Below are 15518 nucleotides of genomic sequence, written 5' to 3'. Positions count from 1 at the left end.
TGGGGGTGGATATTTAAAACCCAAGAGAAAAAACTAAAAAATTTTAATCTTTTCTCTGATATTCACCTTCAATGGTGGTAGAGGATTGCGATTCTGACTTCGGCGCTTTGCGCTCAAACGGGTCAAATTTCTGCTCTTCAAAGGAAGGCTGTGCTTCTTGATGCGCTTGGGGCTGACCAAAACCTTGGCCAAACATGCTGCTTTGCGCAGAGCTTTGCATTTTTACACTGGCTTGCTCAATCAGTGCTTTTGCTATTTTTTCGCGAATTACGGGAGTTAATAACATAAAACCAATGGCATCAGTCATGATCCCTGGCGTCATTAAAAATACACCCGCGATGATCACGCACAAGCCTGTAAATAAATCTTGTCCAGGTAACTTACCTGACGACATTTGCTGTTGTACATTAGAGTACGCACCTAATCCCTGCTGCTTGACCAATTTTGCACCTAACACCGCTGTGGCAATGACCAGCGCAATGGTAGCAAGCCCACCAATCACATCACTGACTTGAATAAGCAGCGCAATTTCAACAATGGGCACGACAATGAATAACAAAAAAAGAACTTTAAACATAGATTCTCCAAATAAACTGAAATAGATGTATGGCTTGTCAGGTCTAATTTCAAGCTTACAGTCAGCATCTAATCGCACTCTGGTGATCACTTACTGTATCGGTTTTACATCAAAACTCATCGTTAGAACAAAACCGAGTTTGAAAGTTCAGAGTATATAAATGCAACTCAACGAGCACACCTTGGGATCCGGGTTGTCATTCGTTACTATAAGGGCAAAACCAACTTAGTCGGCAAAAACACGATGAGTACCCCATATAGAATGGTCATGACCACTTGTGATAATCAAGACAATGCCCGCCACATCGCGGCGCATTTAGTTTTAAATAAATTAGCCGCTTGTGTGAACATCTTGCCAAAAATAGAGTCAATCTACGTGTGGCAAGGAAAAGTCACGCAAGATGAAGAAGTTAAACTACTAGTCAAAACAAAATCCGCACTGGTTAGTAAGGTCATTGATGCGATCCAAGCTGAGCACAGTTACGATGTGCCTGAAGTACAAGTGATTGAAATCACTGAAGGATCGCAGCAATATTTTAACTGGATGGAAGAGGTACTAAATTAATGCGACTGACGACGCTCTTATTTTCTTTTTTAACGCTGCTATTTATAGGCAGCTTTCAAGCTGTGGCCAATAATTCGGTCTTAGACAGCTTATTAGAACCAAAACAACAAACCTTTTTACCGGTTGATCAAGCTTTTGAGTTTGATTTCGACCAGCAAGGTTCCGTGTTATTTACTGGCTGGGATATTGCCCCTGGTTATTACATTTATAAGCACAAGCTGGAATTTGTCGCCAAGGGCGCAGACATCAAAGTACCTGAGCTAAGCACAGGTAGAATGATTGAAGATGAGTTTTTTGGCCGCACCGAAGTATACTTTGATGAACTTTCGGTGGTCTCAAAATTGAGCAATATTGGCCAAGATGCCATGGTGAAAATTCGCTACCAAGGCTGCGCAGAAGCGGGACTATGCTACCCACCAGAGATCATTGAGATCCCACTCACAGCGCTGGCTGGTGCAGCGAATACAGTTGCCAAGCAAGATGAAAGTGAAACTAACACGCAACAAACGACGGCTAAACCGGCACCACAACCAAAAGCAATTAACAGTAATGATGACGGCGAGCTGACTTTCAGCGATAAATTGGCGCAGCAAAGCTTTGTTACCAATTTAGGCGCGTTTTTCTTAGTGGGTGTTTTATTGGCATTCACGCCTTGTGTATTCCCCATGTTCCCGATCCTATCTAGCCTCATTGCTGGTCAGCAGAACCTGTCTACCAAAAAGGCATTTTCACTGTCATTTGTGTATGTGCAAGGCATGGCGGTCACGTATGCAGCTCTGGGTCTGGTTGTGGCTTATTTTGGGGGTCATATCCAAGGCTATATTCAACACCCTGCTGTACTGATTAGCTTCAGTATTTTGTTTGTTATTTTAGCTTTTGCCATGTTTGGCTGGTTTGAGCTAAAACTGCCAAGCGGCATGATGAGCAAATTAACAGAGATCAGTAACCAGCAAAAAGGCGGCAATTATACCGGCGTCTTTATGATGGGTGTGCTATCAGGTTTAATCGCCAGTCCTTGTACAACCGCACCGCTGTCTGCTGCACTGTTATATGTTGCGCAAAGTGGTGACTACCTTGTTGGTGGCTTGACTTTATATGCACTGAGCTTAGGTATGGGTCTACCGCTACTATTATTGGGCACCTCAGGTGGTAAGTTGCTCCCCAAAGCAGGCGGCTGGATGGAGCAGGTGAAAACGCTGTTTGGTTTCTTAATGTTGTTTGTGCCACTGATTTTACTCGAGCGCATCTTAGACTTTGACATTATTGTGATGCTGGCCTCAGTATTGGCCATTGCTACAGCACTATATCTTCACTATTGGCAAAGTGCGCAAACACAAGGCAAAGGCAAAACCTTCTTATGGGCGCTGTCGATGACCTTATTTGTCAGTGCCTTCTTTATGGCAAAATCTGTGCTTTTCCCAGCACCTCAACCACAAGTGAGTGTTGCTGCCGGTGTGATGGAGGAGAAAAAGTTCCGACTTATCGAAGGACTGGAGGGGCTGCATAGCGAAGTGGCCAAAGCCAATCAACAAGGCAAGATTGCCGTCGTCGACTTATATGCTGATTGGTGTGTGGCCTGTAAAGAGTTTGAGAAGTACACATTCCCAGAGGCGCAAGTACAGGCTGAGTTCCAACACTTTGAGTTATTAAAGCTCGACTTGACTGAAAGTAATGACACCACGTTTGAAATTATGGAGTTCTTTACCGTATTCGGCTTGCCAAGCATGCTGTTCTTCGACGAACAAGGCAATGAAATCCCCGAACTGCGCGTAACTGGTTTTATGAACGCAGAAGACTTTGCAGATCACCTACGTAAAGTACGTAATTACCAATAAATCCACTCCTCTTCCAACAGCCTATGTAAGCAACTGACTTACATAGGCTGTGCTTTATCTCTGATTAGACCAGTATTTTGCTGCTATTTACCTCGAACACTCTATAATAGTTCACGAACGTGAGAAATATTTGCTATTTATCGCGCAAGCGCTTAAGTTAGACACAGCAAGAGACAAAAAGTCTCGTTATTTCCCATTTAAAGGAATTTCACGCATTATGTCAGCAAATTTTAAGGTTTTAGTACTTAATGGTCCAAATTTGAACATGTTGGGCCGTCGCGAGCCAGATAAATATGGCACACAGACCTTAGCAGAGATAATGCAGTCACTGACAAAGTGCGCAGAACAACACGATGTGGTGCTGACTCATTTTCAGAGCAACAGTGAAGCAGAGCTTATCAATACCATCCATGACCATTATGGCAAAGTGGATTGTATTATTATCAATCCAGCGGCTTTCACACACACCAGTATCGCCATGCGCGATGCGTTGCTCAGTATCAGCGTCCCATTTTATGAAGTGCATATTTCCAATGTGCACGCACGTGAGCCGTTTCGACATACCTCCTACTTTTCGGATGTAGCGAAAGGCGTCATATGTGGATTAGGTGCAATTGGCTATCAAGCTGCATTAATGGCAGCGATTGACCAGTTGCGCAAACAAGATAACTCAAATTAACTAACAGGCGGGCCAAGTTATGGATATTCGCAAGATTAAAAAACTAATCGAACTAGTAGAAGAATCAGGTATTGCAGAGCTAGAGATCACCGAAGGTGAAGAATCAGTACGTATTAACCGTCACAGCAGTGCACCGGTTATGGCTCAGCCTCAGCAATTCGCAGTACCTGCACCAGCAGCGGCACCAGTAGCAGCACCTGCGGCGGCGCCAGCAGCTGACGCACCAGCAGAAGCAGCAACACCTGCAGGTCACCAAGTGAAGTCTCCAATGGTTGGTACTTTCTACTCTGCGTCTTCTCCAACAGCTGCGGCATACGTTGAAGTTGGTACAAAAGTAAACGTTGGCGACACGCTTTGCATCGTTGAAGCGATGAAGATGATGAACCAGATCGAGTCTGACAAGGCAGGTACTGTTAAAGCTATCCTAGTTGAAAACGGCGAGCCAGTAGAATTTGATCAGCCACTATTCATCATCGAATAATTCCCAAGAAGGCAAACACTATGTTAGATAAAGTAGTCATTGCGAACCGAGGTGAAATTGCACTTCGTGTATTGCGTGCCTGCAAGGAGCTTGGGATTAAAACGGTTGCTGTGCACTCAACTGCCGACCGTGACCTTAAACACGTTCTACTTGCAGACGAAACAATTTGTATCGGTAAACCAGCTGCGGCTGAGAGTTACCTTGATATTCCTCGCATTATCGCTGCGGCAGAAGTAACAGATGCTGTTGCTATCCACCCAGGATACGGTTTCTTATCAGAAAACGCTGACTTTGCTGACCAAGTTGAGCAAAGTGGCTTTATCTTTATCGGTCCAAAGGGCGACACAATTCGTCTAATGGGTGATAAAGTTTCTGCAATCGAAGCAATGCGCAAAGCTGGCGTACCGTGTGTACCTGGTTCTGACGGCCCACTGACAGAAGACAACGAGCGCAACGTGCAAATCGCTAAGCGCATCGGTTACCCTGTTATCATCAAAGCTGCAGGTGGCGGCGGTGGTCGTGGTATGCGTGTTGTTCGCTCAGAAGAAGAGTTACTAGACTCAATCGCACTGACGCAAACTGAAGCACAGCAGTTCTTCGGCAACGGCATGGTTTACATGGAAAAATTCCTAGAAAACCCACGTCACATCGAAGTACAGGTACTTGCTGACGGTCAAGGCAATGCCATTCACCTAGGTGAGCGTGACTGTTCAATGCAGCGTCGTCACCAGAAAGTAGTGGAAGAAGCACCAGCACCGGGTATCACAGCAGAAATGCGTAAGTTCATCGGTGACCGTTGTACACGTGCATGTATTGAAATCGGTTATCGCGGTGCAGGTACATTCGAATTCCTATACGAGAATGGCGAATTCTACTTCATCGAAATGAATACGCGTATTCAGGTAGAGCACCCAGTAACTGAAATGGTTACAGGCGTTGACCTAATCAAAGAGCAGCTAAAAATTGCTGCCGGTCAGCCTCTATCAATCACACAAGATGACGTTGTGATCAAAGGTCACGCTATCGAGTGTCGTATTAACGCTGAAGATCCAGAGTCGTTCATTCCGTCTCCAGGTAAAATCACGCGTTTCCACCCTGCAGGTGGCCTAGGTATTCGTTGGGACAGCCACATTTACGCTGACTACACAGTACCACCGCACTACGATTCAATGATCGGTAAATTAATCACTTATGGTGAAAACCGTGACGTTGCAATCGCCCGTGCTCGCAATGCATTAAACGAACTTGTGATTGACGGTATCAAAACAAATACACCGTTACACAAGAAGATCTTAGCAGACGAAAACTTCCAAAATGGTGGTACAAACATCCACTATCTAGAGAAGAAACTCGGTCTGTAATAGATGTTTTCGTAAAAAAGCCGGTTTATACCGGCTTTTTTGTTTTTCAGAACCACACTTTTCTGCTTTTTTATTAATCAATTGAACAAGATAAGTTATATTTTTCCACTTTAGCTAGTGACAAGCGGCGCAAAAATTCATATACTGCCAGCGCTTCAAAAGATTGTTTTCACACAATCGCTGAAAATGGCCCTATAGCTCAGTTGGTTAGAGCACCCGACTCATAATCGGTAGGTCCCTGGTTCGAGTCCAGGTGGGGCCACCATTTTCGTGTGACATATCTTATTACTTCAGACTTCTATTCTTCACTGATAGTCATCTCATAATTAAATGTTGTGACACGGCCTAAAATAGCACAAAGCACCCTACCGAAATAAACTTCTCACTTAGATTCTTTGACGGTTGAATTTTCTAAGCATCTTGTATTTTGCGTACCGCCTGTTGGCTAATTATTTTTTAGGGCTTCCCCCTTTGCCAATGCCTGAAATAACATATTTCATTGATAAATTTAGCAAAATTTTATAACCCCCTCTAAATATAAAAATATCATGACTTATATATTTCTAAAAAATTAGAATTTAAAACAACTTAAAGTCGCTAACCTATTCACCCTGACTTAAAAACTTTTTGATAGCAGCATTAAGTATTCTGTCAGTTCATTAGATTTTATATAGCAGGGATAAATCAATTTTTAACGAGGGTTAAGACTTATTTATTTGATTTAATCATCTTTACCACGTATTTATTCTCGGTGTGTAGACTGCCTCAATTAATGCCTTTGAACAGTATTTATGATTTGGCCACATAGGGCTGGTTCTCTGGTGGCCTCTATACCGCACGATTATCCATGCGCTAATTCGGCCACTTGCTAATTAAGGAAAACCTATTCGGTTACCTCAGCGATTTCACTTTAAAGGCGCTTCACTGCCTAGCTGCTTATTTTAACTGAGGTTATTGGGTAAGTATTGCTGCCAAGCTTCAACCGTAAAAGGGTACTCCCCTGTGACGTCAACTCGGCTTCGCCAAAATTGCATCGCGCCGGTGTTGATCCCTTGGTAAGCAAAGATCACATCCGCCACCAGCCTATCGCCACTTTGATTCATATTCACGTCCACCTTAACTAATTGATAGCCGTTAGGGTTTGGACCATCTGAACGGCTTTGGTAGCACAGATGATAAGAGTTTTGGTAAATGGCTGCGTTATTATAAAGGGCATAGTTCAACGCACGCGTCGCATCGGTATCACCGGCAAAGGTGTCCAATGATGTGATCTCAGTAACCAGACTTTTAAACTGGGCATTATTATGGCTTTCACTGTGAATAACGTCACTAAATGGCAGCGCACTGACTGGCACGATGGTATGCACAAACACATCACCTTGCGCCAATATTTCACCGACAATGACAACCTGCCCTACCTCATTATTTTGGGCACGCCCCAGCGCGGAAATACATTGTGTGAGCAGCGCTTCGGTTGAGATGACAAGCGTATACAACTGTTCATTGTAGCGATTGTCAAATACCCACTCCATACTACGTGCAATATAACGATTGGTGCTGACGTTTAAGCCTTTAAACAAGGTCTGATATAGCTGAGTGTTGCGGTTGAGTCGTTGCAGCGCAATATCGTCATTGATGTTTTTGAGCATAGGCAAAGGCGTAACATGCTTATCCATAAGGCTGTTTTGATACAGTTCTTTCTCTAAGTTCAGTGATGGAAACTTGGCATTGATATACCCCACAGCATAAACATATCGACTCATTGCCCCACTGTAATTGATGTCAATGTCTTCAGCGTTCATGCGCTGAGCAGTATCTGACTGGTGTACTGGTTTATTGGGCTGAACTGGCATTGGTAACGTCATGGTCGCCTCCTAATTACTTTTAGCAAACGGTGCTAATCGGGATGAAACAAAAGGATACTGATTGGTCACATCTATATTGCAGGCATAACGACTGCGATCCGAACTACTCAATATAAACTCGTAAACTTGGCGAGTCGGCTCCGTGTCTTGCACTTGCACATATATTGCCTGCACATCTTCAAGTAAAAGCTGTTGATCACTACCCACGACAATCTGATAAAAGTGACTCTTAAAATAATTACCCGCTCTGTCTTGCCCACTTAAGCCTGTGGTGGGTTTCAACGCCGGCAATGCCAACTGACGATTAGCAGGTTGACCATCGGCCAACACCGGAATACTAATGTCTGCGGAATTGATCAAGTGTTTGACTTTCACCGTAGGCAGCATGTAATCCGCCCTGCTATTTGGCATATCAAAGCCAACCAATCTGCCATTCATCACGTAGTCGTCTTGTAGATGATTAGTAGTATCAATCAACGCATCAAGCTGGGTGGGCGTATCAGGTATCAGGACGTAAGAGTCGACGAGGTTAATTGTCAGTACCCAAGTTGCCTGCTGCGCCAAATATAAAAAGGGCCGATAGGTGAGATCCGGTTGGTTATCTGCCGTCACCTGATAACTAAACACCTTGTAAAACTCATCTGGGTTGGCCTTTATTGATAATGCGGCAGCCTCGTATTGTTTTTCGAGATTCAGTGTCGGAAAGCTCGGCTGTATTTTGCCAATGGCATATACCAGTTCGCCGTTGGCTTGATTAGAAGCACGCTGCACAGGGGCTGGCGCGCAGACATTGTCTGGTGTGTTCATTGTACTTTTTCCTTTGCATTAGCCAGAAGCAATCATTGTCTGAAGCGGCATGAATGGCTGTATCTCTGTATTGATAAAAGGATATAACCCACTGACATCGACACGCAGAAAATAATAGTGGTGCCGTGGTGACGCATTTTCTTTATAGGTCAATGTGATGTCCACCAGTTGATGCTCAGATTGTGAGTCAAAGTGGGTAAACGCAATACGGAGCAATGAGGCATTAGGTATCGCATTCGAACCTGTCAGCATCTTATGGGTGTGCACATAGATGTCAGGATAGCGAAAGGCCACAAAGTTTTTAGCCCGATCATAATCATTGCGGCCAAGGTTTGGCTTTAATTCCAACTCTCTGATCACATCCTGAATAGCGTTGGTTTCAGCACTCGAAATCTGTTGCATCGTATTGTGCAAGTCAGTCAGCGTATGATGATATACCTGCTGACAGATCACCTCAGGTAACGCTAAATCATTTTGAGCAGCGCTTACATGGCCAATCACACATGTATAAATCGGTTCGAGCGTATCTGAAGGGGGTTTAAGGGCCGCAATGAGTTGTTGTAATTCAACGGGCGTGGTTGGCATCAATACATAACGAGGTTGTTGGTCGATATGCAATACCCAGTCTACTTGCTCTGCAAGATACAAGTATTTATCACGGGCAGGGTTAGTGACTGGTAAAGCCTTATTGGTAAACACTTCATAGTAGGCTTTCTCATTGACACCAAGATCCATGGCCACACTCAAAAATTGCCGCTTAATGCCTTCATTTGGAAATACAATGTTCAGCTGACCCAATGCATAAATATAGTCATGGGCATTGCGCTGAATAGGCGGTGGGGATTCATTCGATTGCAACTGTAACGGCGCCGCCTGTTCCTGCTGTGTTTCCAGCTCAGTTTGCTGATCTGACAATGCCATTGCTTCGGGGGTTACCTCTGGGGTTACCAATGATTCGTTTTGCGAAGACGCTTGGATATCCTCTGATTGCTCAGTGTTTGCAAGTGTAGGATCCATTGGCGCGCCATCATTATTTTGTTCGCTCATAATGGTTTCTCATAGCGTGTGAGAAGTGCTGATGGAGCACAGCACTTCCAATGGAAAGTTAGCTACTTGCTAGTATTGTTTTAGTTGCAACGCCCGTTGTTGCCGTGTCAATTGAATACAACGTAGTCACGCCCATGGTTGTGGCAGCTTGTGCTGTAACAGCCATTTGCTGTTGAGCCGTTGTCGCATTATGCGCTGCATTAGCCAATGCCTGTGAAGTCGCCTGAAACAAGTTACCCATCGACATTGCGGGGGCGTCACCAAGCACTTTTACATTCGCTTGCGTAACTGAGTCTGTGATTTGGTCATTGACTGAAGTTGGAAATGCCATGATTTATTCCTTAATGGTTAATTACTGTTTATGGTTAGAAAGTAAGGAATAATTTAGCGTGTTCTTGATCAATTGTTTTGGTTTAACCGATTGATTAAATGGTATATTAAATGGCTTTTTCACTGGCGTTTTTAACAGTAAACAGTGGTTTTTAATACCTAGGTGGCTACTTTCACCAATACCGCTTGCGTGCTTTTTTCCGTGTCTAAATAGCCCTGCTACGGGCTCCATATATTGCGTGTAACAGGGCTAGCAACTAGATTGACATTTCCAACTTGAGTTGGCGCTTTTAACTATAACGCTAGGTACTTTTACCAACTTGGTAAAAGTTACGATTCTATTGCTCAAGTAAGATTTTATCTTGTCCAACTACCATCTTAGCTGAGTACGATGATCTGACAGTCTGGCTATTCCCTCTCGAATATCACACAGCTGAATTTCACTGCGGTTTTGAGCTAGCAAGCGTAAAGACACAAACCGCAATACATTTATGATCTCAGCACCACTGAGCGGATACTCATCAGACAGTCTGGTTAAACAAACTTCAGAGGACAGCTGAGATTGACCACACAAGCCACTTTGCCATATCTCCAAACGCTGCGCAGATTGAGGCGGTTGAAACTCAACAATGGACTCAAAACGACGGAAAAACGCATCATCTATATTGTCTTTATAATTTGATGCCAAGATCACAGTGCCATCAAACTGCTCTATACGCTGCAGTAAATAGGCAACATTTTGGTTGGCAAACTGATCATTAGAAGAACTGGTTTGCAGTCGCTTACCAAACAGGGCATCCGCTTCATCAAAAAAAAGCACCCAGTCTCGATGTTCAGCCAAGCTAAACAATTGCTCTAGGTTTTTCTCTGTTTCACCAATATATTTGGACGTGATCAGAGACAGATCAACCTTATAAACCGCTTTATCTAACACTTTACCCAGCACACTGGCAGTTAGGGTTTTTCCGGTGCCCGGCGGGCCATAAAAAAGCGCGCGGTAGCCCGCTCTCAGTTGTCTGCCAATTTTCCAATCTGTGCGTAGTGCCTGTCCATACCGGATCCCCTCGATAATGTCATTGAGCTGTTCACGTGTCGAATCTGGCAGTTTTAAATCGCGCCAGTCCAGTTGGGTGTCAACCAAGCTGGCAGGGAAATGGCTGCTGGTTTCGGGGTGATAAGGTTCAGCAGTTGTGAACATCTGTACAAACTCAAGCTTCAGCACAAGCGGAGTGTGCAAACTTGACTGCGCTGATGACTCAGTATCCATGTCGAGTATTTGGCTCAGCAAGGCACTCCTTTTTAGCTTTTCCAGCACCTTAAATTGAGTCACCAGCTGATTTTCATCCTCTATGAAAGCCGCTGTTGCACCAGTTGCAAGCACCGCCCCTTGCTGCTCTCGCATACCAAACTCTGTAAATGGCCGATTCGTCTGCTCGTTAATAGAAAGAAAAACATCAAACACAGTGGGACGCACAATCGGGACCAAAGCAAGCATGATGAGTAATCGTTCGGTCACCGTGGCATGGTTTGCAGTGAGGAAAGTCGCAAATGGAGAGTCACTGGTGTGCAATGATGGCGGCGCGGGCATGGATAACAACTCTGGCGCCTCTGAGACGCGCAATTCAGGGCATTTCGGTGCACCGAAATAATGTGACACTCGATATTGAATGACGTTATCTAACCAGCGGCATTCGCGCTCCAAATCATGGGCATTCAAGATAGCGTCAGGTGGTGAAGGTATAGCGTCTTTGCTTGCAGATTGCCACATGGCTTTTTCCTCATAGTCATAATGGGTGACTTTTATCAGCGGGTTTACCCTGAGAGTGTAGCCTGATGCGTGTCTATGCTAGGTGGTAACTATGAGGAACTTTTTGGTAATTTTAATGAAAACGCATGGGTTACTCGGATGGAGCAAGCGCGGAGCGCTGCGGCGTCATGTAGCCAACTCGAGGCACAAAAGGCACCAATAAAACCTGACCAGCCGTGAGTTGATTGAGATGAGCATGGGGGTTGTGCTCAATGATGTCCATCACGGTGACGCCGGCTGCATTGACCAGAGCTTCACAAATAGATTCCAGTGTATCTCCATTGATCACTTCATAATTTAGGTAACCGCTGGCTTTAAAATAAGGCACTTTGATAAGGGCACCACTTATGATTTCCTGCGATAAGAGTGCAGGATTCGCGTGCTCTATATCGATGGGAGTGACCCCTGCACAAGCACGCAAGGAGATGCTAATTAAAGCCAATGAATCACCAGGCTGAATGGTATATTTAAGTACAGTACGCATAGAGAATGACCTAAGTTAAGAGCAGGTCAGATATCGCTTACCTGCTCATATAAGACGGGAAATATTATTGAATCGCCCAGTAAATGGGGTATGAACCTGTATTGTCGCCAATGGCGATCGTGCGTATTTGGGTACCACTACAAGACTGCTCAAACGGCGTATACGTAGACTCCAAAACGCGACCGTTAGTTTGCTGCTGTTGCTGAACTTCGTCACCCAAGATCCCCACTGAGTAACCAGATTGAAAAATCTGCTGTTCCACACTTTGAACTTCACTTTGTTTTAAAGTAGAGCCTGACCATTTTAACCAGACAGTGGTCCCGATTGGAATGGCGGCTGCACTGAGTAAATTAAGTATATCTAAAGCAAAGTCTGGCGGTGTGGGAGTGGTATTAAAATCATATATGGGCATTAAAGCCAGCCCATAGCCATGCTTGTCACTTGCACCTGTGACTCGATTAGTTTCTTGTGCTGTCAACGATATCGTATACGGATCCAGCTGCTCCTTATTACCAGAGGAATCTTTAATCGCTGGTGCGTTAAGACTACGCATACAAAAGCTATAACCCTCGTTTTTGTATTTTTCTGCAATGCTTGGCTTCATTGTGCCATTGTAGATAATCCCTTTTGCATGAGGGTGCGCAACCTCTGCATAAGCAAGCTGTGGCGCTGGTGGATTGACTATTTTTATATAAGTGGGGTCTGTCGGTGAATTTACGGCCATAATATATTCTCTCTCATTAAATGTTGTTAATCTGATGGTGAAAAACCAAACAAATGAATTGGTTGAATTAACTATAAAAGAGGTGGGTTTTACCAACTTGGTAAAAGTGGGGTTTGGATTGGTAAAAGTAGCTAAATCGCACTAAATAAAAAAGGGCCATAACCCTTTTGTATTAAGTGCACATAATGAATTAGCCAACTATAAGAGAGGCTACATTTTTTGCAAAGTATCCAGCTGGTGGGTTTTGATAACCCTGATAAGGTCTATAATATTGTGGGGCAGCATCTGTATTCAGGCTCCACATCATTAAGCCACCAAACTGACTGCTGTCAATATCATATTTATTTTCATAAATATCACCAAGATTCAATTTCACCAAAGGGGGGACTGTGTTGTAATCTTCAACATTCCAGCAATTGGAAGCAGTTGGAGCGCCACCAGGATTAGCAGGAATACCAATTACAATCTGTGTGCCCTTGTGAATTGGTTGATGATGCTTCTTCTGCAAAGCATTGTATGCAGCAGAAATAATGTTCGCACTATTTTCATGAACACCATGACTTGGCATACTTGGAAGTGGATACTGAAAGTATGTACCTGAATTGTATGCTTGTACTAGAATCGCGTCCAGTTGAACCTGATTAAAAACTTTATCTAAGCTAACACCACTTGGGATATTCAGCGTGGGGTTGTTAGGCTCACCTGCTAATATAGGCGCAGCGGTTAACAAATAACCTTCCTTGCTGGTTGCAAGCCTTAATTCTTCCGTGAATGGAAGAAGTTTATCCACTGTAATTGAGCCGTCTTCAATATCTAAATCAACACCATCTAAGCCATACTGCTGAATAACATTCAATATATTTTTGGTAGTGTTAGGTGTTAATTCACCAGTTCCACCTGCACCGCCTATGGAGATCAAGTTTAGTGTTCCAGGCGCCTGTTTTGGCTTGATTTGATTGATAATATTACCAACTGCCTGAGAAATCTCTCCATCAAGGCCCGCAAACCCATATATTACTACATTATAATGCTTTAACTGTTCTGATGTGATATCAAGCGCTGAACCCGTTGCAGTGCAGTCAACGTAACCTACCATAGCACGTTGTGGCCAGCTTCTTGTTTTCGTAGTCATAACTTTTCCTTATTTAGCATGATTGAAAATTTATTAAATAGTGATGAATCACAGTAATAATTTATCGAGCCTTACATGTAATTAATTGGTAAAAACTCGCAGTCTTTTGGTATTTTCGCGAGAACATAAAAATTAACTCGATACATTAATCTCAACTTTTTAATCTGTAATTTTATGAGGGCAGGAATACTAACTCAGCAAGGATAAAGCGCACTTTTAAACGACACTGTTTTTAGCCAAGCTCAGCACTTGAGTTAATTCAGATGCTCTTTGAGCTGATGTATGCGCCTTTCATACTCGCCCATAATATTATGGACTACCCAGCTGGCGATCACGCCGCTACCAACATGTGCTGCGCGGATCGCCTGATACTCTGGGTAAGTATGTTGCAGCCACTCAACGCCTGCGCTGATTGCACCGCCAACGGCAAGCCCAAGCAAGCTCGCATATTTGCTGTAAAAGCTTCGGGCTGAGTCCATGGCGTCTTTGGCTATGGGCAGGTCGGACGTTTTCAACTCATCCAACCCAAAGTTTAAAATACGATTTGCGATGATCACGTCATCCCGTTGCGGGTTCGTAAATCCAGGGAAAAAAGCCAATAACTTGGCAATGAAGGCCAGTGCCGTGTTTTTTTGCGTGGTGAAAATATCAAGACTCGCCGCCCCCTGAAGTGGCCCCTTTTCAGGTGGAAGCGCAATCGCTGCCTCGTGTTGTTCCGAATGGACCAAATCTGTTTGCTCAGCGTCATTGTTATTGGGTGAGGAATGTAGCGTATCCATAACTTATCCTATTCAGTTGTTTAGCAGGTTGAGTTATGAGTAACTTAATCAGTAACTTTACGCGGCGCTTGGTATTTTTTATGTTTGTGGATCGCTTTGAGAGGCCATTGGCAAAGTGGTTAAACAATCAAAAACACACTTTCTGAATAGTTTGAGCCGCAGAAATCACTAAAAAATGCCCGTTTCTACCAAGATAAACCGCTCAAACTTCTCTAAATTACAGCTCGGACGGCTTCAATATTTTGCACGTAAAAAGCCGCTATGAGTATAGGTGAGTACGCATCAGCTACTTTTGGGGACGTACCACAACACCTATAGTGACCATCAAAGGCTACGCAATAAAGGGTTGAGATATGTATGCACAAGCAGATAAATCCAAAAAAAATACAGTAAATTCGGTGATATATTCTTCGAGCAAAAAGCAAAATACCACAAGTAAGCCTATTCAAAGGCTGGCTGATTTGTTTGGTTTAGACCAATGGGTGCCAACCGGGGCGGCAAATCCCACCAGAGCAGATTTTCAGAATTTACTGCATCATGGCCGCATCAATGCAAACCAGTTAATGGCGGTGATCCCCGCAGGATTGCAAAATACATTTGAAATTGAGCCAAGAACACAAAGAGGCTTTAAATTTGAATGGGGGGATTGGCATGTTCACGGGCATGAAGCTGATGCAGGCGCTCAAGCAGGCCACGTTGGTGGCGCAGGCTGGGTTGTGCGCATACGAAATGGCAATCAATGGCTTTTATCAGAACCCTTGGTCAGCGTCCACCCCGTTGATCATGTGAATTATTTTGCGCCGAGAAATTGGGCTCCAGCCAATGGTCAGTTTGCAAGAGCGCATTCCCATATTCCATTGGATGTCGACTAATATATCTGACGATAATCGGGGCCTATTAGGGCCATATCGACTTTAAACAGGCCTCTTTATCTATAAATTGATGTGTTGTTAGCTGACCGCGTTACATTGGTTTGTGTCGTTTGCCAACATAAAAACCTCCATGAGCCCAAGCATATTTGCTAACAGATACAGGTTAAATGAGTT

Annotated in this window: 16 protein-coding genes and 1 tRNA gene; 7 read left to right on the top strand and 10 right to left on the bottom strand. The window is 44.0% G+C overall.

Annotation, left to right across the window (positions count from 1 at the left end; genetic code table 11):
• Positions 1-43: 43 nt before the first annotated feature.
• Positions 44-577 carry an FxsA family protein gene (locus tag JF50_RS01000; RefSeq protein WP_039607663.1) on the bottom strand — a complete coding sequence of 178 codons (534 nt, stop codon included), beginning with the start codon at positions 575-577 and terminating at the stop codon, positions 44-46.
• 243 nt (positions 578-820) lie between these two features.
• Here JF50_RS01000 and cutA point away from each other — a divergent pair, with 243 nt between their 5' ends.
• The 6 genes from cutA to JF50_RS00970 all read left to right on the top strand — a co-directional run bounded on the left by cutA (position 821) and on the right by JF50_RS00970 (position 5762).
• Entirely contained in the window at positions 821-1141 is a 321-nt protein-coding gene (gene cutA / locus JF50_RS00995) for a divalent-cation tolerance protein CutA (protein WP_039607662.1), read from the top strand.
• Positions 1141-2976: a protein-disulfide reductase DsbD gene (locus tag JF50_RS00990; protein ID WP_039607661.1), complete on the top strand. Its 1836-nt coding sequence runs from the start codon at positions 1141-1143 to the stop codon at positions 2974-2976. Before cutA ends, JF50_RS00990 begins: the two co-directional genes overlap by 1 nt.
• Positions 2977-3193: 217 nt before the next feature.
• A complete protein-coding gene (gene aroQ / locus JF50_RS00985; protein ID WP_039607660.1) occupies positions 3194-3655 on the top strand; it encodes a type II 3-dehydroquinate dehydratase in 462 nt (153 codons plus the stop codon).
• A 19-nt stretch (positions 3656-3674) separates the two neighbouring features.
• Positions 3675-4136, top strand: coding sequence for an acetyl-CoA carboxylase biotin carboxyl carrier protein (gene accB, locus JF50_RS00980; RefSeq protein WP_023400705.1), 462 nt, complete (start codon positions 3675-3677; stop codon positions 4134-4136).
• Between the two features lie 20 nt (positions 4137-4156).
• Positions 4157-5497 carry an acetyl-CoA carboxylase biotin carboxylase subunit gene (accC, locus tag JF50_RS00975; protein ID WP_023400706.1) on the top strand — a complete coding sequence of 447 codons (1341 nt, stop codon included), beginning with the start codon at positions 4157-4159 and terminating at the stop codon, positions 5495-5497.
• Positions 5498-5685: 188 nt separating this feature from the next.
• Positions 5686-5762 (top strand) — tRNA-Ile (locus JF50_RS00970).
• A 676-nt stretch (positions 5763-6438) separates the two neighbouring features.
• Here JF50_RS00970 and JF50_RS00965 read toward each other — a convergent pair.
• The 9 genes from JF50_RS00965 to JF50_RS00925 form a co-directional block, all read right to left on the bottom strand.
• The gene (locus JF50_RS00965; protein WP_039607659.1) at positions 6439-7362 is read right to left on the bottom strand and encodes a hypothetical protein; all 924 of its coding nucleotides are present in this window, start codon (positions 7360-7362) and stop codon (positions 6439-6441) included.
• Positions 7363-7371: 9 nt separating this feature from the next.
• Positions 7372-8169 (bottom strand): hypothetical protein, encoded by a 798-nt coding sequence (locus JF50_RS00960; protein ID WP_039607658.1) that lies wholly within the window; start codon positions 8167-8169, stop codon positions 7372-7374.
• 18 nt (positions 8170-8187) lie between these two features.
• Entirely contained in the window at positions 8188-9216 is a 1029-nt protein-coding gene (locus JF50_RS00955) for a hypothetical protein (RefSeq protein ID WP_039607657.1), read from the bottom strand.
• Positions 9217-9274: 58 nt separating this feature from the next.
• A complete protein-coding gene (locus tag JF50_RS00950; protein ID WP_039607656.1) occupies positions 9275-9547 on the bottom strand; it encodes a RebB family R body protein in 273 nt (90 codons plus the stop codon).
• A 369-nt stretch (positions 9548-9916) separates the two neighbouring features.
• A complete protein-coding gene (locus tag JF50_RS00945; RefSeq protein WP_039607655.1) occupies positions 9917-11314 on the bottom strand; it encodes an ATP-binding protein in 1398 nt (465 codons plus the stop codon).
• Between the two features lie 130 nt (positions 11315-11444).
• On the bottom strand, positions 11445-11837 hold the full coding sequence (locus JF50_RS00940) for a LysM peptidoglycan-binding domain-containing protein (RefSeq protein WP_039607654.1): 393 nt from the start codon (positions 11835-11837) through the stop codon (positions 11445-11447).
• A gap of 64 nt (positions 11838-11901) precedes the next feature.
• Positions 11902-12561, bottom strand: coding sequence for a hypothetical protein (locus tag JF50_RS00935; RefSeq protein WP_039607653.1), 660 nt, complete (start codon positions 12559-12561; stop codon positions 11902-11904).
• Between the two features lie 190 nt (positions 12562-12751).
• The gene (locus tag JF50_RS00930; RefSeq protein ID WP_039607652.1) at positions 12752-13693 is read right to left on the bottom strand and encodes a glycoside hydrolase family 18 protein; all 942 of its coding nucleotides are present in this window, start codon (positions 13691-13693) and stop codon (positions 12752-12754) included.
• A gap of 254 nt (positions 13694-13947) precedes the next feature.
• Complete coding sequence (locus JF50_RS00925; RefSeq protein WP_039607651.1) at positions 13948-14472, bottom strand: hypothetical protein; 525 nt, start codon at positions 14470-14472, stop codon at positions 13948-13950.
• Between the two features lie 353 nt (positions 14473-14825).
• On the opposite strand from JF50_RS00925, the gene JF50_RS00920 reads away from it, so the two are divergent.
• Positions 14826-15344: a hypothetical protein gene (locus tag JF50_RS00920; RefSeq protein ID WP_039607650.1), complete on the top strand. Its 519-nt coding sequence runs from the start codon at positions 14826-14828 to the stop codon at positions 15342-15344.
• Positions 15345-15518: the final 174 nt, after the last annotated feature.

Source organism: Pseudoalteromonas luteoviolacea (assembly GCF_000814765.1).
GTDB lineage: Bacteria > Pseudomonadota > Gammaproteobacteria > Enterobacterales > Alteromonadaceae > Pseudoalteromonas > Pseudoalteromonas luteoviolacea_H.
Note: the sequence above shows the minus strand (reverse complement) of the source record. Positions and strands in the feature narration are given on the sequence as shown.